At 59.7% G+C, this 22,853-nt stretch carries 22 protein-coding genes; 14 read left to right on the forward strand and 8 right to left on the reverse strand.

The features are described 5' to 3' along the window. Nucleotides 1-23: 23 nt before the first annotated feature. On the reverse strand, nucleotides 24-1,238 hold the full coding sequence (locus tag ACIQJ2_RS13075) for an NADP-dependent isocitrate dehydrogenase (protein WP_400669206.1): 1,215 nt from the start codon (nucleotides 1,236-1,238) through the stop codon (nucleotides 24-26). Nucleotides 1,239-1,461: 223 nt separating this feature from the next. Between ACIQJ2_RS13075 and ACIQJ2_RS13080 the strand changes: the two genes are divergently transcribed. The 12 genes from ACIQJ2_RS13080 to ACIQJ2_RS13135 all read left to right on the forward strand — a co-directional run bounded on the left by ACIQJ2_RS13080 (nucleotide 1,462) and on the right by ACIQJ2_RS13135 (nucleotide 12,928). Beyond that, nucleotides 1,462-2,046: a hypothetical protein gene (locus ACIQJ2_RS13080; RefSeq protein WP_400669209.1), complete on the forward strand. Its 585-nt coding sequence runs from the start codon at nucleotides 1,462-1,464 to the stop codon at nucleotides 2,044-2,046. A gap of 114 nt (nucleotides 2,047-2,160) precedes the next feature. Then, nucleotides 2,161-3,015 carry an RNA methyltransferase gene (locus tag ACIQJ2_RS13085; RefSeq protein ID WP_400669211.1) on the forward strand — a complete coding sequence of 285 codons (855 nt, stop codon included), beginning with the start codon at nucleotides 2,161-2,163 and terminating at the stop codon, nucleotides 3,013-3,015. Continuing rightward, nucleotides 2,996-3,796: a glutamate racemase gene (gene murI, locus ACIQJ2_RS13090; protein ID WP_400669213.1), complete on the forward strand. Its 801-nt coding sequence runs from the start codon at nucleotides 2,996-2,998 to the stop codon at nucleotides 3,794-3,796. Before ACIQJ2_RS13085 ends, murI begins: the two co-directional genes overlap by 20 nt. A gap of 2 nt (nucleotides 3,797-3,798) precedes the next feature. Next, nucleotides 3,799-4,263: a GNAT family N-acetyltransferase gene (locus ACIQJ2_RS13095; protein ID WP_400669614.1), complete on the forward strand. Its 465-nt coding sequence runs from the start codon at nucleotides 3,799-3,801 to the stop codon at nucleotides 4,261-4,263. Nucleotides 4,264-4,337: 74 nt separating this feature from the next. Further along, entirely contained in the window at nucleotides 4,338-5,483 is a 1,146-nt protein-coding gene (locus ACIQJ2_RS13100; RefSeq protein WP_400669215.1) for an alpha-hydroxy acid oxidase, read from the forward strand. Nucleotides 5,484-5,718: 235 nt separating this feature from the next. Continuing rightward, the gene (locus ACIQJ2_RS13105) at nucleotides 5,719-7,236 is read left to right on the forward strand and encodes a helicase HerA domain-containing protein (RefSeq protein WP_400669218.1); all 1,518 of its coding nucleotides are present in this window, start codon (nucleotides 5,719-5,721) and stop codon (nucleotides 7,234-7,236) included. A gap of 232 nt (nucleotides 7,237-7,468) precedes the next feature. Further along, a complete protein-coding gene (rpsD, locus tag ACIQJ2_RS13110; RefSeq protein WP_199092924.1) occupies nucleotides 7,469-8,086 on the forward strand; it encodes a 30S ribosomal protein S4 in 618 nt (205 codons plus the stop codon). Nucleotides 8,087-8,158: 72 nt separating this feature from the next. Beyond that, nucleotides 8,159-9,088: a glutaminase gene (locus ACIQJ2_RS13115; RefSeq protein ID WP_400669221.1), complete on the forward strand. Its 930-nt coding sequence runs from the start codon at nucleotides 8,159-8,161 to the stop codon at nucleotides 9,086-9,088. Between the two features lie 60 nt (nucleotides 9,089-9,148). Then, nucleotides 9,149-10,060, forward strand: a complete 912-nt coding sequence (ttcA, locus tag ACIQJ2_RS13120; RefSeq protein ID WP_400669223.1) for a tRNA 2-thiocytidine(32) synthetase TtcA — start codon at nucleotides 9,149-9,151, stop codon at nucleotides 10,058-10,060. A 157-nt stretch (nucleotides 10,061-10,217) separates the two neighbouring features. Then, nucleotides 10,218-11,045 (forward strand): inositol monophosphatase family protein, encoded by an 828-nt coding sequence (locus ACIQJ2_RS13125; RefSeq protein ID WP_400669225.1) that lies wholly within the window; start codon nucleotides 10,218-10,220, stop codon nucleotides 11,043-11,045. A gap of 17 nt (nucleotides 11,046-11,062) precedes the next feature. After that, nucleotides 11,063-11,887, forward strand: a complete 825-nt coding sequence (locus ACIQJ2_RS13130) for an inositol monophosphatase family protein (protein WP_400669228.1) — start codon at nucleotides 11,063-11,065, stop codon at nucleotides 11,885-11,887. 117 nt (nucleotides 11,888-12,004) lie between these two features. Continuing rightward, on the forward strand, nucleotides 12,005-12,928 hold the full coding sequence (locus tag ACIQJ2_RS13135; RefSeq protein ID WP_400669231.1) for an adenylate/guanylate cyclase domain-containing protein: 924 nt from the start codon (nucleotides 12,005-12,007) through the stop codon (nucleotides 12,926-12,928). A gap of 18 nt (nucleotides 12,929-12,946) precedes the next feature. Here the strand turns inward: ACIQJ2_RS13135 and ACIQJ2_RS13140 are convergent, their stop codons facing one another. The 3 genes from ACIQJ2_RS13140 to grxD form a co-directional block, all read right to left on the reverse strand. Next, nucleotides 12,947-14,230 (reverse strand): multidrug effflux MFS transporter, encoded by a 1,284-nt coding sequence (locus tag ACIQJ2_RS13140; RefSeq protein WP_400669233.1) that lies wholly within the window; start codon nucleotides 14,228-14,230, stop codon nucleotides 12,947-12,949. A gap of 13 nt (nucleotides 14,231-14,243) precedes the next feature. Beyond that, nucleotides 14,244-15,476 (reverse strand): multidrug effflux MFS transporter, encoded by a 1,233-nt coding sequence (locus tag ACIQJ2_RS13145; protein WP_199150628.1) that lies wholly within the window; start codon nucleotides 15,474-15,476, stop codon nucleotides 14,244-14,246. A gap of 139 nt (nucleotides 15,477-15,615) precedes the next feature. Next, a complete protein-coding gene (gene grxD / locus ACIQJ2_RS13150; protein ID WP_184704132.1) occupies nucleotides 15,616-15,951 on the reverse strand; it encodes a Grx4 family monothiol glutaredoxin in 336 nt (111 codons plus the stop codon). A 381-nt stretch (nucleotides 15,952-16,332) separates the two neighbouring features. On the opposite strand from grxD, the gene ACIQJ2_RS13155 reads away from it, so the two are divergent. Both ACIQJ2_RS13155 and ACIQJ2_RS13160 read left to right on the forward strand, forming a co-directional pair. Continuing rightward, complete coding sequence (locus ACIQJ2_RS13155) at nucleotides 16,333-16,635, forward strand: hypothetical protein (protein WP_199150621.1); 303 nt, start codon at nucleotides 16,333-16,335, stop codon at nucleotides 16,633-16,635. A 224-nt stretch (nucleotides 16,636-16,859) separates the two neighbouring features. Then, nucleotides 16,860-18,059, forward strand: a complete 1,200-nt coding sequence (locus ACIQJ2_RS13160) for a hypothetical protein (RefSeq protein WP_199150620.1) — start codon at nucleotides 16,860-16,862, stop codon at nucleotides 18,057-18,059. Here ACIQJ2_RS13160 and ACIQJ2_RS13165 read toward each other — a convergent pair. The 4 genes from ACIQJ2_RS13165 to ACIQJ2_RS13180 form a co-directional block, all read right to left on the reverse strand. Next, nucleotides 18,045-18,278: a BolA family protein gene (locus ACIQJ2_RS13165; protein ID WP_004108912.1), complete on the reverse strand. Its 234-nt coding sequence runs from the start codon at nucleotides 18,276-18,278 to the stop codon at nucleotides 18,045-18,047. The two genes, ACIQJ2_RS13160 and ACIQJ2_RS13165, sit on opposite strands and share 15 nt — an antisense overlap. A 14-nt stretch (nucleotides 18,279-18,292) precedes the next feature. Continuing rightward, on the reverse strand, nucleotides 18,293-20,524 hold the full coding sequence (gene purL / locus ACIQJ2_RS13170) for a phosphoribosylformylglycinamidine synthase subunit PurL (RefSeq protein WP_400669237.1): 2,232 nt from the start codon (nucleotides 20,522-20,524) through the stop codon (nucleotides 18,293-18,295). 171 nt (nucleotides 20,525-20,695) lie between these two features. Beyond that, entirely contained in the window at nucleotides 20,696-21,310 is a 615-nt protein-coding gene (locus ACIQJ2_RS13175) for an acyloxyacyl hydrolase (protein ID WP_400669240.1), read from the reverse strand. Nucleotides 21,311-21,428: 118 nt separating this feature from the next. Further along, nucleotides 21,429-22,847 carry a PLP-dependent aminotransferase family protein gene (locus ACIQJ2_RS13180; RefSeq protein ID WP_199150617.1) on the reverse strand — a complete coding sequence of 473 codons (1,419 nt, stop codon included), beginning with the start codon at nucleotides 22,845-22,847 and terminating at the stop codon, nucleotides 21,429-21,431. Between the last annotated feature and the right edge of the window lie 6 nt (nucleotides 22,848-22,853).

Raw genomic sequence — 22,853 nt, forward strand, 5'->3', positions numbered from 1 at the left:
TCAACTTATGATATTGGTCAGGCTTAGGCAGCCATGGCCTTCTGGAGGTTTTCGTCGACCTTGTCGAGGAAAGCGGTGGTCGAGAGCCACGGCTGATCCGGGCCGATGAGCAGCGCCAAATCCTTGGTCATGAAGCCAGCTTCGACGGTGTCGACGCAGACCTTTTCGAGCGTGGCGGCGAACTTCGCGAGTTCGGCGTTGTCGTCGAGCTTGGCACGATGAGCAAGACCACGGGTCCAGGCGAAGATCGAGGCGATCGAGTTCGTCGAGGTTTCCTGGCCCTTCTGGTGCTGGCGATAGTGACGGGTCACCGTGCCATGTGCGGCTTCGGCTTCGACCGTCTTGCCGTCCGGCGTCAGGAGAACCGAGGTCATGAGGCCGAGCGAGCCGAAGCCCTGGGCAACCGTGTCGGACTGGACGTCGCCGTCGTAGTTCTTGCAAGCCCAGACGTAACCGCCGGACCACTTCAGCGCGGAAGCGACCATGTCGTCGATCAGGCGGTGCTCATAGGTGATGCCGACTTCGTCGAACTGCGCCTTGAACTCGTTCTGGTAGACTTCTTCGAAAATGTCCTTGAAGCGGCCGTCATAGGCCTTGAGGATGGTGTTCTTGGTCGACAGGTAGACCGGCCACTTGCGCATCAGGCCGTACATCATCGAGGCGCGTGCGAATTCGCGGATCGACTCGTCGAGGTTGTACATGGCCATGGCAACGCCGGCGCCCGGAGCGTTGAAGACTTCCTTTTCGATGACTTCGCCATCTTCGCCGACGAACTTGATGGTCAGCTTGCCCTTGCCCGGGAATTTGAAGTCGGTCGCGCGGTACTGGTCGCCGAAGGCATGACGGCCGACCACGATCGGCTTGGTCCAGCCGGGAACGAGGCGCGGTACGTTGTTGCAGATGATCGGCTCGCGGAAGATGACGCCGCCGAGGATGTTGCGGATCGTGCCGTTCGGGCTCTTCCACATCTGCTTCAGATTGAATTCCTTGACGCGATCTTCGTCCGGGGTGATCGTCGCGCACTTGATGCCGACGCCGTGCTTCTTGATGGCGTTGGCGGCATCGACGGTGACCTGGTCGTTGGTCGCGTCGCGGTTCTGAACCGAGAGATCGTAATAGTCGATATCGATATCGAGGTAGGGGTAGATCAGTTTGTCTTTGATAAACTGCCAGATGATGCGAGTCATTTCATCGCCATCGAGATCGGCAACGGGGTTAGCGACCTTGATCTTCTTCATACTTCTGCCTCGTTTAAGCTGGTGGGACCGCATGGTCCTGTGGGTAATGTGAAGTCCCGAGCGCTATAACACCGCAAGCGACGAACGCAAAGCCGATAGAGCCTTTCGCGTCGCCTTTTTGATCATTCGCGGCGATGCCCCGCTTTTTGCGATGGGGCCATTGCCAAAGCGATCGATGGGTCTAATCTCGCGCGAGTTTTGCCTATTGTCACGGAATCATACCATGCAAAGATCCACCGTATCCGCGCTTGCCTTTACGCTCTTTCAGTTCTCTCTCGGTGCAAATATGGCTCTGGCGGCGGACGCGACGACGCCGGTCAAGGTCATCATGGATGCAACCGTCTCGAACTGGGCCGGCGGCGACAGCGATTGGCAGGATATTTTCGGCGACGACAAACTCAAGGATGTCTACAGCAAGGATTTCGGTGCCAAATACCAGGCCGCAGCCCAGTTTCCTGCCGCCGACGAAGACGGTATCTCGCCTTTCGACTACGATGTGATCGTCAATGCGCAGGATGCCTGTCCACTCGAGGATCTGAAGATCGCTGCCCAGCCGCCCAAGAACAATGTCACGGAAGTACTGGCGAGCTTCAAGAAGTCCACCTGCATGGGCTCCGATGCCGATTATCAGAAGACCACAACGGTGCGCTTCGAGGTCATCGAGGAGGGCGGACGGCCAGTGGTGGACGATATCGTCACGACCGACGACAACGGCAATCCAAGTTCGCTCAAGAGCGTAATGCAGGATCTCGTCAAGCAGCAGCAACAGCAGTCCACGGACCCGCAGAAGCCGGCAAATCCGCAGTAATCGGATGGGATTTACTCCGCGGCCAGTGCGCAAAAACCTTGCCGATCGGTTGGTGTGCCGCTATTGCGACCCGTAAATGGCGCGATTGGGTTCGCGCGCGGAGATTTGAGCATCATGGCAGGCACGAACAGCGAACGTCAACTTCTGGCCGAGGGGCCGGCCGTCATTCTGGTCGAACCGCAGATGGGCGAGAATATCGGCATGGTCGCGCGCGCCATGGCGAATTTCGGGCTTGCCGAGCTGCGTCTCGTCAATCCGCGCGACGGTTGGCCGAACGAGAGGGCGCAGGCGACCGCTTCCAAGGCGGATCACATCATCGAGGCGACGAAGGTCTACGCCACGCTGGAGGAGGCGATTTCGGATCTCAACTTCGTGTATGCGACGACCGCGCGGGAACGGGACGGATACAAGCCGGTTCGTTCGCCAGTCGTTGCGGCCGAAACCCTTCGCGCGAAGTTCAAGGCGGGCGAGGGCACCGGCATCCTCTTCGGGCGCGAGCGCTGGGGCCTGACGAATGAGGAAGTGGCGCTGGCCGACGAAATCGTCACCTTTCCGGTCAACCCTGCCTTTGCGTCGCTCAACATCGCCCAGGCGGTGCTGCTGATGTCCTATGAGTGGATGAAGTCGGGCATGGAGGATCTGGGCGCCGTGCCGTTCCAGGCGCTGGAACAGCGGCCCTCGACGAAGGACCAGCTTTTCGGCCTTTTCGACCAGCTGGAGGAAGCGCTCGACGCGCGCAATTATTTCCATCCTGCCGGGAAAAAGCCGAAAATGGTCGACAATCTTCGGGCGGTTCTCTCGCGCCGGGCGTTTACCGAACAGGAAATCAGCGTCCTTCGCGGGGTGATATCTTCCCTTGATCGCTTCACGCGGAAGTCTCCGCGCGGCAGCGGTTCGCATCCCCGGCCCGGCAAGACCTCCTCCAAGGCGCCCAAGGAAACCATCAGCGATGACAGCAGCGGCGAATGAGCTGAAACCGATCCTCGTCTTCGATTCAGGAATCGGCGGTTTGACCGTGCTACGGGAAGCGCGGGTGCTGATGCCGGAGCGCGGTTTTATCTATGTCGCCGACGATGCCGGTTTTCCCTATGGCGGCTGGGAAGAGCCGGCGCTGAAGCGACGCGTCGTCGATCTCTTCGCAAAGCTGCTTGCGCAATATGATCCGGAAGTCTGCATCATCGCCTGCAATACGGCCTTCACGCTCGTCGGGGCTGATTTGCGCGCGGCTTTCCCGCAGATGACCTTCATTGGCACGGTGCCGGCGATCAAGCCGGCTGCGGAGCGGACGCGTTCAGGCCTGGTTTCGGTGCTGGCGACACCAGGCACAGTCAAACGAGCCTATACGCGCGATCTGATCCAGTCTTTCGCCACCCAATGCCATGTCCGGCTTGTCGGATCGGAAAATCTGGCGCGCCTTGCGGAGAGCTATATTCGCGGCGATGCGATTGCCGATGAGGCCGTCATGGCGGAGATCGACCAGTGTTTCGTCGAGATGGATGGACGCAAGACCGATATCGTCGTGCTCGCCTGCACACATTATCCGTTCATGGCCAATATTTTTCGTCGGCTGGCGCCTTGGCCGGTCGATTGGCTGGATCCCGCCGAGGCGATCGCGAGGCGCGCCCGCAGCCTGGTGCCGCAGGCGGCCGATGCCGTCCATCCCGACAATTTCGACTTTGCGGTGTTCACGTCAGGTGCGCCGGATTTTCCCACCCGCCGGCTGATGCAGGGTTTTGGACTGAAGGCTTGATGATGACCGACAAGATTTCGTTGCGTAAACTCGAATTCGCCGACATGCCGGCCGCGGCGGCGGTCCACCGCGCGTCCTTCGACGAGCGGCTGCCGACGCTTAGCGGCCTTCATACACCCGAAGAGGATGTCGGTTTCTGGAGCGCTGTCGTCTATAAGGATTGCCAGATCTGGGGCGCGGAAGAGGGCGGCCGATTGGTGGGCGTCATTGCCTTTCTCGAGGATTGGATCGACCAGCTCTATGTTTTGCCCGAGGCCCAGGGGCGCGGCATCGGCAGCCGCCTGCTTGATGTGGCGAAATCCACCTATCCGGTGCTCTCGCTCTGGACCTTCCAGAGAAATGCGCCGGCGCGCCGCTTTTACGAGAAGCATGGCTTCTTCGTGGTTGACGAGCCGGACGGGGCAGGCAATGAGGAAAAGGAACCGGACGTGCTCTACAAATGGGAAGCGCGTCTGCACCGGATGTAATGCAAGACCGGTATGAACGGCGGGATTAGCGGGAGTTCGATAGTTGATGTCTTTTGAGAATGCCGAGGCAAGCCATGCGTTTGCGTGAATGCCACAACTTCCATGATTTTCGCCTGCTCGCGAAAAAGCGTCTTCCCGGCCCGATCTTCAACTATATCGACGGCGCAGCCGACGATGAGGTGACGCTGCGGCGGAACACGTCGAGCTTCGAAAGCTGCGATCTCGTTCCCAACGTCCTGCGTGGGGTCAGCGAGATCGACATGTCTGTCACCGTCATGGGACAAAAGCTCGCGACTCCTTTCTATTGCTCGCCGACGGCGCTGCAGCGCCTGTTCCATCACCAGGGCGAGAATGCGGTTGCCGCGGCTGCGGCTTCTCTCGGAACGATGTTCGGCGTCTCCTCGCTCGGCACCGTCAGTCTTGAGGAAATACGCAAGAAGTATCAGGGGCCGCAGGTCTATCAGTTCTATTTCCACAGGGATCGCGGGCTGAACCGGGCGATGATGGAGCGGGCGAAGGACGCCGGCGTCAATGTGATGATGCTGACCGTCGACAGTATTACCGGCGGCAATCGCGAGCGCGATCTGCGCACCGGTTTCTCCATTCCGTTCAAGCTCAATCTCGCAGGCCTCACCCAATTTGCCATCAAGCCTGCCTGGGCGCTGAATTATGTTACGCACGAGAAGTTCCGGCTGCCGCAGCTCGACGAGCATGTGGATATGAGCGGCGGCGCCATGTCGATCGGCAAGTATTTTACCGAGATGCTCGATCCGTCGATGAACTGGAACGACGTCGCCGAAATGGTGAAGCACTGGAACGGGCAGTTCTGCCTGAAGGGCATCATGTCGGTCGAGGACGCCAAGCGTGCCGTCGATATCGGCTGCACCGGCATCGTACTGTCGAACCACGGCGGGCGGCAGTTGGACGGCTCGCGTTCCGCATTCGATCAATTGGCTGAGATCGTTGACGCCGTTGGCCATCGCATCGACGTGATGATGGATGGCGGCATTCAGCGCGGCACGCATGTGCTGAAAGCCCTTTCGCTCGGCGCCAAGGCGGTCGGCCTCGGCCGCTTTTACCTCTATCCCCTGGCTGCTGCCGGTCAGGCGGGCGTGGAGCGCGCTTTGCGGCACCTGCGCACCGAGGTCGAGCGCGACATGAAGCTGATGGGCTGCACCTCTGTCAGCCAGCTGTCGCGGGCCAATCTGCGGTTCAGGTAGATCTCGCAATCGCCTGTGGGTTTTCTCAATCCACGGGCGCGAAGCTTGGAAATCTTTGCTAGAGCAATTCCAGGAAAAGTGCGCAGCGGTTTTCCGTCGGGAATTACGTAAAAAGCAAAACGAGATAGAGCATTTTCGCGATTCGAAGAAAAGCGGAAGTGCTCTAGACGAAGGCACGTCCTTTCAGAAAGATGGGACGCATTCACATTTGATTCTTGCTCATAGGGGAAGTGCATTGCAGGTCGGCATCGACATGGGAACGGCGTCCGGCGGGACCAGCGCCCAGCTCGATATCGAGGAGCTGCTGGCGACGCGTCTCCTGGTTCAAGGCAATTCCGGCTCCGGAAAATCGCACCTTTTGCGGCGGTTGCTTGAGCAATCCGCGCAGTGGGTACAGCAGGTCATCATCGATCCCGAAGGCGATTTCGTCACGCTGGCCGACAAATTCGGTCATGTCGTCGTCGATGGCGAGCGCACGGAAGCCGAGCTTGCCGGTATAGCCAACCGCATTCGCCAGCATCGCGTTTCCTGCGTGCTGACGCTCGAAGGGCTCGATATCGAGCAGCAGATGCGCGCTGCCGCCGCCTTTCTGAACGGCATGTTCGATGCCGATCGCGAATTCTGGTATCCGGTGCTTGTCGTCGTCGACGAGGCACAGATGTTTGCGCCCTCGGTTGGCGGCGACGTCTCGGAAGATGCGCGCAAGATGTCACTGGGCGCCATGACCAACCTGATGTGCCGTGGCCGAAAGCGCGGGCTCGCCGGCGTCATCGCCACGCAGCGTCTGGCAAAGCTTGCAAAGAACGTGGCGGCAGAAGCTTCCAACTTCCTGATGGGCCGCACCTTCCTCGATATCGACATGGCTCGCGCCGCCGACCTTCTCGGCATGGATCGCCGGCAGGCGGAAATGTTTCGCGATCTGAAGCGCGGCAATTTCGTCGCGCTCGGACCAGCTCTCTCCCGTCGGCCGTTGCCGATCGCGATCGGCACGGTGGAGACGTCGGCGCGTTCCTCCAGTCCGAAGCTGATGCCTTTGCCGGATGCGCCGCAGGATGTGGAAGATCTGATCTTCACGCCGGATCCCGAGGAGTTTACACGACCCGCTGTTCGCCGCGCAACGCCGGCGCCGCGTCCGACGACCGATATTCTGGCCGAGCTTTCCCGCTCCGTGCCGGCGGCCGGCCCGGTCACGACCGAACCGAAGATCAGCCAGCCGGAAATATCGAGCGAGGATCGTGAAGCGAGGGTCAGTGCCGTGCTCTCCGAGATCCTTGACGACCCGGCCTCCGGCTTCCGCACCGATTCGGTGCTCTATCAGGAGTTTCTGGTGCGGCTGCGCATGCGCCGTGTTCCCGGCTCGCCGATGAGCTTGTCGGATTTTCGCCGCCGCGTGGCGATTACGCGTTCCGGCGCCGATGATGAGATCATGGCGACCGAGCAATGGGCGACGGCGCTCTCGCTTTCTTCCAGCGTCACCGATGATCTGCAGGGCGTTTTCCTGATGCTGGCCAAGGCCGCCATCAGTGGTGAGCCATGCCCCTCGGACGCCCGCATCGCCCGCGCCTACGGCACCCATTCGGCGCGCCGTGCCCGTCGTCTCCTCAGCTATTTCGAGGAACAGGGCAGCGTCGTTGTCCACACGGATTTCTCGGGCAAGCGCATCGTTGCCTTCCCGGATATGGGATGCCAGACGACGCCGGGTGACGCCAATGCGCCGGATCTGGATGGCGGCGAGCAGGCGGCGGCGGAATAGCGGCCAATTCTCGTTGAAGAGTGCTTGGCGCTGTTGACATTTTCATGACGACCCCTTAGAGACCGCCCCAACGCCGGGCAGAAATGTCCGGTGTTTCATTTGACATGTCCCGTGGCTTTCTCCGTTCGCTAATGTGAGAAGCCTGTCAGAGCTCGAAAACGGAGTTCAGAGGAGGGCGTGTTTCCTTCGCGGTTCGGCAACGGGCCGCTGCAACACTTTGAAAGGAAATGCGATGAGCAAGCGCGAATCGTCCAAGTACAAAATTGACCGCCGTATGGGCGAAAACATCTGGGGCCGCCCGAAGTCCCCGGTTAACCGTCGCGAATACGGCCCGGGCCAGCACGGCCAGCGCCGCAAGGGCAAGCTTTCGGACTTCGGTGTGCAGCTGCGCGCCAAGCAGAAGCTGAAGGGCTATTACGGCGACCTGCGCGAGAAGCAGTTCCGCGCCATCTTCGCTGAAGCTGACCGCCGCAAGGGCGACACCTCGGAAAACCTGATTGGCCTGCTCGAATCGCGCCTGGACGCGATCGTCTACCGCGCCAAGTTCGTTCCGACCGTCTTCGCAGCTCGCCAGTTCGTCAACCATGGCCACGTCACGGTTAACGGCGTTCGCGTCAACATCGGTTCGTACCGCTGCAAGGCTGGTGACGTTATCGAAGTTCGCGAGCGGTCCAAGCAGCTCGTAACCGTTCTGGAATCGGTTTCGCTCGCCGAGCGCGACGTTCCGGACTACATCGAAGCAGACCACAACAAGATGGTTGCGACCTTCGCTCGCGTTCCGGCCCTCAGCGACGTTCCTTACGCCGTTGTCATGGAACCGCATCTGGTCGTCGAATTCTATTCGCGTTAATAAGCGGATAACTTTATTGATGAATGAGAAAGCCGCTCGGTTCGAGCGGCTTTTTTGTCTTTGGAGCGCCTCATGACGGATTTGCAGGCAATTCTCGACGGCATCCATGCGGAGCTTTCGCCGCGTATCGGCGAAGGCAAGGTTGCCGATTACATTCCGGAGCTGGCGAAGGTCGATCCGAAGCAATTCGGTATGACGATCGCAACGGTCAACGGCGATGTCTACAGCGTCGGCGATGCGGCAATTCCTTTCTCCATTCAGAGTATCTCCAAGGTCTTCATGCTCACGCTTGCGCTTGGCAAGGTCGGAGAGAGCCTTTGGAAGCGGGTTGGGCGTGAGCCGTCCGGTACGACGTTCAACTCCATCGTCCAGCTGGAACGGGAAGAGGGCATTCCCCGCAATCCCTTCATCAACGCGGGCGCTATCGCCGTCAGCGATGTCGTCCTGGCCGGGCACGAGCCGCGTGAGGCGATCGGTGAGTTGCTGCGCTTCGTGCGCTATGTGGCTGACGACGAGACCATCAGCATCGATGACAGGGTTGCGCGTTCGGAGACGCAGACGGGTTTTCGCAATTTCGCGCTTGCCAATTTCATGCGCGCCTACGGCAATATCCACCATCCGGTAGAGCATGTGCTCGGGGTCTATTTCCATCAATGCGCGCTGTCGATGAGCTGCCAGCAGCTTGCCAGGGCCGGGCTTTATCTCGCTGCGCGCGGCAGCAATCCGATCACCGGTCATTCCGTCGTTTCGCCGAAGCGGGCGCGACGCATCAATGCGCTGATGCTGACCTGCGGCCATTATGATGGCTCGGGCGATTTCGCATATCATGTCGGCCTGCCCGGCAAGAGCGGTGTCGGCGGCGGTATTTTGGCCGTGGCGCCGGGCATCGGCTCGATTGCCGTTTGGTCGCCGGGGTTGAACAAGGTCGGCAATTCGCAGCTTGGCGCAGTGGCGCTGGAAATGCTGGCGGCACGCACCGGTTGGTCGGTGTTTGGTGACTGATACGGTGTCTTCTCGTCGCGCTTTCTGCTATCAGCGAGGCCAGACGCAAAGGATTACGCAATGAATATCGCGACGACGGTGAAGGACGACATCGATATCGAGGTTGAAGATGGCGGCGCTGCCGTGCATCCGATGTTTCTCGATGCGCCGCGCTCCGTTTCCTTCAACAAGCTTCGCAAGCGCCTGCTGCGGCAGGTTCGTCAAGCGCTGGAAGATTTCCAGATGCTGAAGGGACAGAAACGCTGGCTGGTTGGCCTTTCCGGCGGCAAGGATTCCTATGGGTTGTTGGCGCTGCTGCTCGATCTGAAATGGCGTGGTTTGCTGCCCGTTGAGCTGGTTGCCTGCAATCTCGATCAGGGCCAGCCGAATTTTCCGAAACATATCCTGCCCGAATATCTGACCAAGGTTGGCGTTGCGCATCGCATCGAATATCGCGATACCTATTCCATCGTGAAGGAGAAGGTACCGGAGGGGGCGACCTATTGCTCGCTCTGTTCGCGACTGCGTCGCGGCAATCTCTATCGTATCGCCCGCGAGGAAGGTTGTGACGCGCTGGTGCTCGGCCATCACCGCGAGGATATTCTCGAAACCTTCTTCATGAATTTTTTCCACGGCGGCAGGCTGGCCTCCATGCCGGCGAAGCTGCTCAACGACGAAGGCGATCTGATGCTGCTGCGGCCACTCGCCTATGCGGCCGAGGACGATCTCGCCAAGTTTGCGACTGCCATGCAGTTTCCGATCATTCCCTGCGATCTCTGCGGCTCTCAGGATGGGTTGCAACGCAACGCCATGAAAGACATGCTCGCCGATATCGAGCGGCGCATGCCGGGTCGCAAGGATACGATGCTGCGCGCGCTGGCGCATGTGAACCCTTCACATCTGCTGGATCCGAAACTCTTCGATTTCGCCGGCCTACTGCATAATTCCGCAGATCGGAATCGATCTACGGACAAAATTATGCAGCAGACATAAAGTGTTACAGCGACCTTTGCGCGCCACTTGTGGCGCGCGGCGCTGTAATGGCTGCAGGATCCTCTGCGGAGCCAGCTGACGTCGTATAGGCGCTTTCGCCACACCACTGTCATCGAATCGGGCATAAGAGGAGGCCCTTCCAAATCAAAGGCTTCCGATGACTTTCTCCGATACGGATCTCGACTACCTGATGACGATTGTTGCCGAAGCGGCAGCACTGGAAATAATGCCCCGGTTCCGCAATCTGGGCGCCGGCGACATATCGGAAAAGACCTCGGCCATCGATCTGGTGACGGAAGCCGATCTGCTCGCTGAAAAATACATCACGGCGGCATTGCGGGCGCGCTTTCCAACCGCGTTGATCGTCGGAGAGGAAGCCTACGAGGCCGACAAGTCGGTAGTGCCGGCACTGGCACATGCGGATCTCGCTTTCACCATCGATCCGGTAGACGGCACCTTCAATTTCGCGGCCGGACTGCCTGTTTTCGGAACGATCATAGCCGTCGTCGCCAAGGGGCAGACGATCGCGAGCGTGATCTACGATCCCGTACTCGGAGATACGATCACAGCCATGCGCGGTGCGGGCACCTTTCTTCGCCGCAGGACAGGGCAGGCGAGGCGGCTCGCCGTCGCTCCCGCCGCCTCGCTCGGTGCGATGACGGGCGCCATATCCTGGGGGCATATGGAAGAGCCGGCTCGCTCCCGCATCACCACCAATCTCGCCAAGGCCCGTATCGCCTTCGGCCTGAATTGCTCGGCCTACGAATATTGGATGGTCGCATCGGGCAAGTGGCATTTCATTGGCCATGCGACTCTGATGCCCTGGGATCATCTTGCCGGGGTACTGGCACATCAGGAGGCCGGCGGCTATACGGCAAAATTCGACGGCACGCCCTACCGGCCCGGCGAGACGACGGGCGGCATCATCTCCGCGCCGGATGAGGATAGCTGGCACATGATACGCCGGGAAATCATCAGCGACTGAAAGGAAAGGACCATATCATGACTTCGCAAGTTGACGTTACCACCCTTGCCCACGTGTTGCGCCGCGCGGCGCAGATGGAGATCCTGCCGCGCTTCCGCAGGCTCGGCAGTGACGACGTCCGCGCTAAGAGCGAAGCAACCGATCTGGTGACCGAGGCTGACGAGCGTGCCGAGCGCATGGTGAAGGCGGAAGTATCGCGACTTTGGCCGGAGGCGCTCTTTATCGGCGAGGAATCTGTCGCAGCCGATCCGGCACTCCTCGAAAAACTGGCGGATGCGGATTTGGCCATCGTCGTGGATCCGGTCGACGGCACGTTCAATTTCGCCTCCGGTATCCCAGCCTTCGGCGTGATGGCGTCGGTGATCGCCAAGGGCGAGACGGTTGCCGGCATTATCTTCGATCCGATGGGTGATGATTGGGTGCTGGCGGAGCGCGGTAGCGGGGCTTGGCTGCGCCGCCCGGATGGGGAAATGCTGCGTCTGAACGTCACTCGGCCGGCAGCGCTGGAAGACATGGTCGGCATGGCGTCGACGAGCTTCCTGCCGAAGGAAAAACGCGGCGAGATCATGGGCAATCTCGCCAAGGTGCGTTACTCCACCAACTACCGCTGTGCCGCGCATGAGTATCGCACCCTTGCGAGCGGCCATGTGCACTACCTCATGTATAACAAGCTTATGCCCTGGGACCATTTGGCGGGCTCTCTGATCGCGCAGGAGGCCGGCGCTTACGTTCGCCGCTTCGATGGCTCTCCCTACTTGCCGCGTCATATCGATGGAGGTTTGCTCGTAGCAGTCGACGAGGGATCCTGGGAATTGCTGCGGCGCGAAGTTTTCACCATGTGACGATCCCATGACATGGCCTCTGTAGCCGACGCGGCTACTTGGAAAGTCTCGCCGGGCAGGCTATCCTTGCGGCATAGGCAAGAGGCTTGACCGGCACTTGCCCAAAGGATGAGATCGATGTCCGAAACGAGCCGCAAGCTGACCACCATCTTCTGTGCTGACGTGCAGGATTATTCGCGTCTCATGGGGAAAGACGAGGAGGGGACGCTCGCCACCCTCCGCCGCTATCGCGATGCCATGACGCGGTTGATAGAAGCGCATGGCGGCCGCGTCATCAATACCTGGGGCGATGGCGTCTTTGCCGAATTTCCGAGCGTTGTCGAAGCGTTGCGGGCGGCAATTGATATCCAGAACGAATTGGCCGGCTACAACGCTGCGATGGATGTCGAGAAGCAGATGCTTTTCCGTATCGGCCTCAATCTCGGCGACGTGATTGCCGATGGCAACGATCTCTACGGCGACGGCGTCAACATTGCAGCCCGGTTGCAATCGCGCGCCGCGGCTGGCGGCATCGTTATTTCCAACACGGTTTATGATCAGGTTCGCAACAAGGTCGCGGTCGGTTTCGATTTTCTCGGTCAGCTGGATGTCAAGAATATCGAGGGCGGCGTGCCGAGCTATGCGGTGCGCGTCGGTGGCGTGCAGGTCGTCGATACCACTCCGGAATATCGGCCGGCGCCGGAACCTGTCCGGACGTCCGATGTGGCAGCAAGCGAACCTGCGCTGCAAGACTGGCGCCGCAGCTACGGCGTGCCCTTCGTCGTTGCCGTTGGCCTGGCCGTGCTTAACGGGCTGAGCTGGCACGGCGAGTTCTGGGCCAAGTGGCCCATACTCGCCCTTGTGTGGGTGGCTGCGCTTCGCTTCGTCCGCAGCAACAAGCAGATCGATATGGCCATCGCCGGTCTGGCCATTACCGGCGTTGGCATCGTCATGATCAATCTCTTTACGTGGCGAGGAACGCCGTGGGCTATCTGGCCCTTGTTTGGCCTCGCCATAGCGGCTGCGCTGCGCTGGATCAGCCTTTCTCGCAGCCGCGTATAGTTCGGGGAGTCGCGTCGCTCAGACGTGACCCATGCCTGGCTCCAGCGGCGGCGTATCGCCGGGATGGGTAAAGAGCTTGCCGCGCTCTGCCCAAAGCGTCGCCAGGATCGTAAGCGCACCGAATATGGTGAAGCCGGCGATCATCGGCTGGGCGGTCCCATCGAACATCTGGCCGACGATGCCGCCCAGGAGAACGCCCACCGTGGTTGAGACCGAGCTGGTGATCGCAGCCGCCGTGCCCGCCAGGTGTCCCATCGGCTCCAGGCTGATGGCCATGAAGTTGGTGGTGATGACTGCGAACATCATCAGCATGATCGAGATCAGCACATAGATGAACGTGAAGCTCGGCTGGCCGAACATGCCTGCGACATAGCCGATGGCGCCCAGAACGGTGAAGATGATCATGGCAGCATGGGATATGCGTCGCATGCCAAAGCTGCGGACAAAATAACCGTTTGCGAACTGCGCGACGGCCGTGCCGGCCGCCGTTGCCGCAAAGGCGATCGGGAACGAATCTCCGAGGCCGTAGACCTCGCCGAATACCTGCTGCACCGAGACGATGTAGGAGCAGATCACGCCGGTATAGAGCGTAAGTCCGATCATGTAACCGCAGGTGATGCGGTTCGTCAGGACCGTCTTGAAGCCGGAGAGAACGGAGGCGACGGAGAGCGGCAGACGCTCTTCCTTCGGCAGCGTTTCCTTCATGCGGAAGAAGGCTACCAGAACGAGGCCAGCGCTAACGATGCCGAGCAGGATGAAGATCCACTGCCAATTGGAATAGGCAACGATCACCTGGCCGACGAAAGGTGCTACCATCGGCATGATCATGAAAACGATCATGACATAGGACATGACGCGCGCCATTTCGCGGCCGCCGAAGCAATCGCGGACAATCGCCAGTGTCGTGATGCGCACGGCCGCGGCGCCGACGCCCTGCGCAAAACGCATCGCGAGCAGTGCGAAAAGGCTGCCGCTCCAGGCTGCGGCAAATAGCGTCACCGTATAGAAGGCCAGGCCGCCGAGCAGGATGCGCCGCCGACCATAAGTGTCCGACAGGCTACCGAAGAAGAGCTGGCAAATGCCGAAGCCGAGGAAATAGACACCGATGACCAGCTGGGTGTCATTGGGATTGGCGACGTGGAGCGACTGGCCGATGTTCGGCAGCGCGGGCAGCATGCTGTCGATGCCCATGGAGATGCTGGCCGTCATCAGGGCAATCGTGATGATGAATTCGACGATGCCGAGGCCGATGCGGTTGGCGCCAGTTGGCGCCGTTGTTTTCTGTTCTTTAGGCGGGGTCATATGAATTTGCCTATCAATGCAAAGCGAGGGACTGGTCAGCCGGCGGCGGCGCATTGTGCGGGCGGAACAGCTTTCCCTTTTCGGCGATCAGCACAAAGACGACGCCGATGAGGGAAACAGTGAAATAGCCGATGACCATCGGCGTTGCCGTGCCGTTGTAGAATTGCCCGATGCATGCACCGATCGACGCGCCGCCGACCGTGCTCATGAAGCCGAGTACGGAGGATGCCGTGCCGGCGACGTGGCCGAGAGGCTCCATCGCAAGGGAGTTGAAATTGGAACCGATCCAGCCGAACTGGAACATCGCCAGCGCGAAAAAGACCATGAACAGTGGGAATGGCATTGGTGACGGTCCGTAGAGCTGCACCAGCAGCCAACAGAAAGTGATGCCGACAAAGCCGAGCAAGGCCGTGTGCGACAGCCTGCGCATGCCGAATCGGCCGACGAACTGAGAGTTGACGAAGGACGAGAGAGCCATGAACGCTGCCACGCCGCCGAAAGCTAGCGGCGTGTAGACGCCGAGGCCGTAGATGTCGTTATAGATCTGCTGAGCAGAATTGATGAAGCCGAACAGCGCCCCGAAAAGGAACGTGCTGGCGATGGTGTAACAGAGCGCAACGCGGTTCGTCAGCACTATCTTGAAGCCGGCCGCGACCGACTTGACGGTGAGGGGACGCACGTTTTCCGGCTTCAGCGTCTCGGGAAGTCGGAAATACATCCAGAGACCGACGAGCGTCGCCATGACGCCGATGAAAACGAAGATCATGTGCCAGGTGCTGAAGAGCAGGATGACCTGGCCGCTTCCCGGCGCGATGACCGGGACAATCATGAAGACCATCATGATCAATGACATCACCTCGGCCATCAACCGGCCACCGAAGACGTCACGGACGATGGAAATGGTGATGACGCGCGTCGCCGCCGAGCCGAGGCCCTGGATAAAGCGCAGGGCGAGCAATCCGGCAAAGGACGGGATCAGTGCGATGCCGAAGGCCGAAATGACGTAGATCGTAAGGCCGATCAGCAGCGGTATGCGCCGGCCAAAGCGATCCGACAAAGGGCCGTAAATGAGCTGCGCCCCACCGAACCCGATCAGATAGGCCGTCACCACGAACTGGCGGTGATTCTCGTTCAGAACGCCAAGGCTGGAGCCGATCTGCTGCAGGGCAGGGAGCATGATGTCGATCGCAAGCGAGTTGGTCGCCATCAGGAAGGCCGCGAGTGCGATGAACTCGCGCTTGCCCATGGGCAATTGCCCATGAGACAGAGCCTGGGATGAAGTCGTCACGGTTTTATTCCCATAAACATATCAAGGCGCCGCCCGATGGCAGCGCCTTATCGATCGAATTGAACTATGGAAACCGGACGAGAAGCCCGGTGACCGGTCAGGCGGCGCCGCGTACGCTGATGCCGTTTTCCTGAAAATGCTGCTGCAACTCACCAGCCTGGAACATTTCGCGCACGATATCGCAGCCGCCGATGAATTCGCCCTTCACGTAGAGCTGCGGGATGGTCGGCCAGTTGGAATAGTCTTTGATGCCCTGACGGATCTCGGCATCAGCAAGGACGTTTATGCCCTTATAGTCGACACCGATATAGTCGAGAATCTGCACGACCTGGCCCGAGAAACCACACTGGGGGAACTGGGGCGTGCCTTTCATGAAGAGAACGACGTCGTTGTTCTTTACTTCATTGGCGATGAATTCCTGAATGCCGCTCATTGTCCAGTTCCTTTCACATGCGGAGTCAAGGGCCGCAGCGTTTAAATCCGCTCTCTAAATAGCAAGCGATTGACGCGATTTCCAGCCGCAAAACGTACGTGCCATCTTTTTCATCGCATGAATGATTTCGGGTGTCGCGAGCGTGGATGGTGGTGGAAACCATCTATTGGCGATTTTCTCTGAACAGTGCGTTTTGAAAATGCCTCTTCAACTCAATGACTGAACAACGCATATGAAAAAAATCTAAGCAACAAATAAGATTAGGTTGCTACTGAATTTACATGCGGCCGGTTTGTTTGTTAGAATTCGTCGATTGATACGATTTGACGCGTATCGGTCCCTTGTGAGCACGGCATTCGCATTTTTGAGGGAGCGGACACCATGAGCCACCATCATTATTCAGACGGGCAGGTTGGTGAAGAGCGGGAATTTTACAGCTCGGAGGATACGAGCGACGGCGAACGGGAATATTATGAACACGTCCGTACGCCGAGAGCTTCGGTCTTAAACAGTGCGGTGACCGTGAGCGCCATCGTGCTGATTTTGAGTATCGCCTTCGGCTACAGAGCCTCGATCGCTCCAGCGCCCCGACCAGCGGTTGCTCCGATCGTCGACAAGATCGCGACGGAACCATCCTCCGACGTTTGCACCGACGTTTCATCTTATCCGGGCCGGGAATGCTGACACATGTTGCGTGTCGATATTGTCACCGATCGGCGATCCTGGAAGGGAGTGCTTGCGACAAAGGCCTGGCCACAGGGTGGTCGACGTGTCGGTGAGCGCTGGATCCTATCTCTTGCATTTTGACGATTTGCATTGCATTGCCATGAAAAAGCCGGCAGCCCATGGTCTTGGCTGATTTCCAGCATGCATCGATGTACTGGCGCACCCCGGGGACAGACTACAATATGAACAGGATCAAGAAGAGGGTGGTTCTCCACTTCCCTGGCTTCGAGCCGTTGGATGCTGCCGCGCATCGAGCGCGCTACGAGCGTTCGGCGCGCCAGAGCGCGGCCGTGTGGGATTTTTCCGCCTCCGTCGATGAATTGAAGAATTTCGGACGGGCGCCTTATTTCGACGTCACGGCAACTGCGATCGATTGGCAAACCCAGAGCCGCGTCCATATCGTCGATCACAATGATCTGGTCGCCGCCCTGAACGGCAGACAATTCTTCACCCGATTGGTGCACGGCTATCTTGCTGCGGCGAAGGTCGCTCTTAGCGGCGGCATGGTCGGCTATTTTCGTCATGCCTGGCGTTTCGCCCTGTTCTTCATTTTTCCGTTTCTGCTGATGCTCGTGGGGCTGACGATCAGCCTTTCGATCGCCTTTGCGCCATTCCTGTTCGGCTTGCCGTCATGGAGCCATATCGGCAGCATCGCACTGGCCGTTGCCTTCTTCATCTATGTCTTCCTGCCGCAAGCGGAGAAACTGCATACGCTGCATCTTTTCTCCGACTGGGAGATGGCCGTGGCGATGGCTGGATTGAACGGGCTTGGGGCCGAGCAATGGCTGGAGGCGACGGCTATCAGCGTGCGCCAGGCATTGGAAGAGCCCGACGTTGACGAATTCGTCATCTCCTCGCACAGCATGGGCTCCTCCGTTGCGACACACGTGATCGGTCTGCTGCTGGAGCGGGAGCCGGAACTGCTGCAGGGCAAACAAGTGGTGTTCATGACGCTTGGCAGCGCCATTCTGCAATGCGCCCTCATGCGCCCGGCATCAGTGCTGCGCGCACGCGTCGGATTGATTGCGCGCTGCAAGGAGATCTTCTGGCTCGACGTTCACTGTCTGACCGATGCGATCCATTTCTATAAAGCGAAGGTTGCCGCCGTTTGCGGGCATCCGGATGCCGAGCAGGCTTCGATCCTGTTCGTGCGCTTCAAGCAGATGCTGTCGGCAAAGCATTATGCCAAGATCAAGCGCGATTTTCTCCGGGTTCACCGGCAATATGTGCTCGGCCCGGACGTGAAAGCGTTCTTCGATTTCACATTGATGACGGCCGGCCCGCTGCCGACCGCACATTTTGCCGAATTTTCACTGCAGAAAATGCCGGAGCTGACATTCAACTCCGGCGATGAGGCGCAGGCGCTCTCAGTCGGGCGCTGAGGTCTGTAGCGCAAGGGCGTGCAGTACGCCGCCCATGTTGCCCTTCAAGGCGTCATAGACCATCTGATGCTGCTGCACACGGCTCTTGCCGCGGAAGGCTTCCGCGACAACTTCTGCAGCATAGTGGTCGCCATCCCCGGCCAGGTCGCGAATCGTTACCTTGGCGCCGGGAATGCCGGCCTTGATCATGTCTTCGATATCGCCGGGGTTCATTGGCATAAGTGGTACCTCGATTATTCAGCGGCAGCGAGAGCCCTGCCATCCATGAAGGCAGGAAACCACGATTCATGCGCTTCGCGCAACTGTTCAACCGGAAGTGACAACAGTCCGTCGACAACGAGCGCATAGCCGCCAACCGTGCCGAGGCGGCGGAAGGGTACGCCGGCGCTTTCGGCGTTGATGCAGACGAAATCGGCGACATCGGCCGGAACGGCGATGACATAACGGGCCTGATCTTCGCCGAAAAGGGCCGCATGCGGCGGGGTACGACCTTCGCTGAGGTCGATGCGCAGGCCCTTGCGGGAGGCCATCGCCATTTCAGCTAGGGCAAGCGCGAGGCCGCCGGACGAAATGTCGTGGCAGGCAGTGACTTGGCCGTTGCGGATGGCCGAGCGGACGAAATCGCCGTTACGACGCTCGGCGAAGAGATCGACTTCCGGCGCTGGGCCATCGGTCGAGCCCAGTAAATCGCGCAGATAAATCGACGAGCCGAGGTGGCTGCCGTCGAGGCCTATCATGACGACATGATCACCTTCAGACGCAGAGCCGATGCGGGCCATCGACTTCCAGTCCGGCAGCAGGCCGACGCCGGCAATGGTCGGGGTCGGCAGGATGGCGACGCCGTTGGTTTCGTTGTAGAGCGAGACGTTGCCCGAAACGATCGGGAAATCCAGGGCGCGGCAGGCTTCGCCGATGCCTTTGATGGCGCCGACGAACTGGCCCATGATCTCGGGCTTTTCCGGATTGCCGAAGTTCAGGTTGTCGGTGGCGGCGAGCGGCTCGGCGCCCGTCGCCGTGATGTTGCGCCAGCATTCGGCCACGGCCTGCTTGCCACCTTCAAACGGATCGGCCTCGACGTAGCGCGGCGTCACGTCGGACGAGAAGGCGAGAGCCTTGGTCGGATGACCTTCGACACGCACCACACCGGCGTCGCCGCCGGGAAGCTGCAGTGAATTGCCCTGGATCAGCGTGTCGTACTGTTCGTAGACCCAACGGCGGCTGGACTGGTTGGCGGAGCCGACGAGCTTCAGCAGCGCCTGACCGTAATCCTCCGGCGCTGCGACCAGATCGGCAGGCAGGGCGGCGCGCTTGTCGGCTTCCCGCCAGGGGCGGTCATATTCCGGGGCCTGATCGCCGAGATCCTTGATCGGCAGGTTGGCGACTTCCTGGCCCTGGTGGATGACGCGGAAGCGCAGGTCGTCGGTGGTCTTGCCGACGATGGCAAAATCCAGACCCCACTTGACGAAGATCGCCTTGGCGACGGCTTCCTTTTCCGGCTGCAATACCATGAGCATGCGCTCCTGGCTTTCCGACAGCATCATTTCATAAGCCGTCATCTGCTCTTCGCGCACAGGCACCTTATCGAGATCGAGCTCGATGCCGAGGTCGCCCTTGGCGCCCATTTCGACGGCCGAGCAGGTGAGGCCGGCTGCACCCATGTCCTGGATGGCGATGACGGCGCCCGTCTGCATCAACTCAAGGCAGGCTTCCAGTAGGCACTTTTCAGTGAAGGGGTCGCCGACCTGAACGGTCGGGCGCTTTTCTTCGATCGATTCGTCAAATTCGGCCGACGCCATGGTGGCGCCGCCGACGCCGTCACGGCCGGTCTTGGCGCCGAGATAGACGACCGGCAGGCCAACGCCCTTGGCTTCAGACAGGAAGATGGCATTCGACTTGGCAAGGCCGGCCGCGAAGGCGTTGACGAGGATATTGCCGTTGTAGCGCGCATCGAACTCGACTTCGCCACCGACAGTCGGGACGCCGAAGGAATTGCCATAGCCGCCAACGCCGGAAACGACGCCCGAGACGAGGTGGCGGGTCTTCGGATGATCAGGCTCGCCGAAGCGCAGGGCGTTCATCGCAGCGACGGGGCGGGCGCCCATCGTGAAGACGTCGCGCAGGATGCCACCAACACCAGTCGCAGCGCCCTGATAAGGCTCGATATAGGAGGGGTGGTTGTGGCTCTCCATCTTGAAGACGACGCAGTCGCCATCGTCGATGTCGACGACGCCGGCATTTTCGCCCGGGCCTTGAATGACACGCGGACCTTTTGTCGGCAGCGTGCGGAGCCACTTCTTGGAAGATTTGTACGAGCAGTGCTCGTTCCACATGGCCGAAAAGATGCCAAGTTCGGTGAAGGAGGGCTCGCGGCCGATCAGATCCAGAATGCGCTGATATTCATCCGGCTTCAGGCCATGGGCGGCAATCAGTTCGGGGGTGATCTGGATCGAATTGGAAATGGTCATGGGCGCTCGAGGGTCCTTGCCTGGAAAGGGTTTGAAGGCCGGTCAGGGGATCGGGGTCTCTTTAGCGCAAGTCTCCCTGTCGTGCGACAGGAAAATCACCGGCGTTCACAGGACGCCGGCACTTATGGGTGCTGAATCACGCGTGCGGCCATTCGCGGCCGCTTCCATCAGTCAGAATTTATAGCCGACCATGAGGCCGACACGCGTCATGCCGCCGTTTGGACCGTCGCAGAGGTTGGCATTCGATGCATGGGCAATCTGCGCCATCATGTTCCAGTGACTGTCGAAATTATATCCGAGGCCAGCATATTCATGAAATAGCACTCGACAGCCGAGCATCGGGCCGTGATCCCGCCAATCATCGATATTGCCCGTATGGACGGCACCACCGAAGCCGACTTCAGTGAATATCCCATTGCTGTGGGTGAGCGTCCACGAGAGGCCACTATAGACCTGGGTCGCAGATCCTGCCGTGCCGATCGATGTTCCCAAGTGGATGCGTGGATGCATCAGCTGGTCTTTCCAATCGGCTGTCGGGTCATAACCAAACGGATTGAAAAGCACCTGAACGTCCGGGAGGACGCCTTTCTCGTGATCGTATCCGGACTGGATCGAACCGCTTGCGCCGAAACGCAATTCGTCGAAGATCTTCGGGCCGGATGCGACCGCTACCTGATCTGCCGCAGTTGCTGCGAATGTACTTGTGGCAAATATCGAACTGATTGCTAGAAAACTCGCGACTAAACGCTTACGCGAACTGCATGCTGAAACGCTATCAATAGCCATGCACTCCCCCTGAATGGCGGGCGAATCCCGCAATATTCATAGAATGGTAGGGAGCTATGAGTCGAGACGGCTGAACGCGGATTCAGCAATATCTCTGTCGATAAACCAAAAGTCTTGCTTAAATGTGACTATCGTAGCCCGATGAGCCATTTTCCAGCAACCGCCGCAAAGTCATGAAGCCGGTCGCGACATCTTCACGTTGCCGTGGTGACGAAAAGGCGACGCGAACGCGGTGATAGACCTTCTCCGTGCGTGCGGCTTTGAACTCATCCTCGTCGTCGATGAGCACGCCTTCTGCAATAGCGGCATTCTTGAAGGTACCGGAAAGCCAGGGCTCAGGCAGCTTCAGCCAGAGGAACGGCAGGTGCGGGTGTGAATTGAATTCGAATCCCGCCAATGCCTCCTGCGCGATCCGCTCGCGTGCCTTGATTTCCTCGACCGATTTGCGGCGCAATTCCAGCGCATGGCCTTCCAGCACGAGGCGCGCACAGGTTTCGGCCAGAATGAAAGGCAAGCCGCCTGTCGTCATCTTGTGCGTGACCTTGATGCGCTGGGCGAAATGTGGAGGGCAGGCAACCCAGCCGCCGCGCACGCCTGCCGTTACGGCTTTCGCCAGACTGCTGACGACGAAGGTTCGCTCCGGCGCGATGGATGCCATCAGAGGGTTGTGGTCGCCGGTCATGCCGCCGTAGAGATCGTCCTCTATCAGCCAGACGCTGTGCCGGCGGGCGATGGCGGCGATTGCCCGTCGTCGTGCCTCGGGCATCGTGACGAGTGTGGGGTTGTGCGCCGTCGGCATCAGGAAGGCGAGGCGGGGGTGCTGCTGCTGGCACAGCCGCTCGAAATCATCAGGGATCATGCCGTGTTCGTCGGAATCGACCAGTATGGATCGACGACCGAGGAGGCGCGTGGCGCGGCTGATCTGCGTGTAGGTCAGATTTTCAAAGACAATCTTGTCACCGGGAGAGGTCACGGCCGAAATCACGGCAATTGCGCCAGCGTGGGCGCCCAGTGTCGGCACGACCGTCTCGATTGCCGGCTTCCAGCCATTGCGAGCGAGCCAGATCTGTCCCGCCTCGAACCAGCTTGCCGGGAAATTCCGCGAGTAGGAGGAAATCTCCGACCGGTGATCGCTGCTGATATCGGCAAACAGCTTCCCGATAATTTCGCCCTGGCCGATGTCGGGGGCGGCCGTCGTATCGAAGCGTATTTTCGCGTCGGGCGTATTGAGGCCGCGGGTGCCAGCCAGCGCCTGCGTGATCGGATCCACCTGCTCGATCTGTTTGCCGTTCGAACGTTCCAGCACATAGGTGCCGCGACCGACTTCGCCGGCAACGAGGCCTCGTTCATGCACCAGTGCGTAGGCCCGGCTCACGGTGCCGATGGTCACGCCGATGTCGTAGGCGAGGTTGCGCTGCGGCGGCAGCTTGGTGCCCGGCGGCAGGACGCCATGCGTAATCGCGTTTTCGATGCTGTCGGCAACGCGGATATAGACCGGTCCGTTGCCACTGGAAATGTCAGGGAGCCAATTTGTCATAATGAC

The organism is Rhizobium sp. NPDC092011 (genome assembly GCF_044756305.1).
Taxonomy (GTDB): Bacteria; Pseudomonadota; Alphaproteobacteria; order Rhizobiales; family Rhizobiaceae; genus Rhizobium.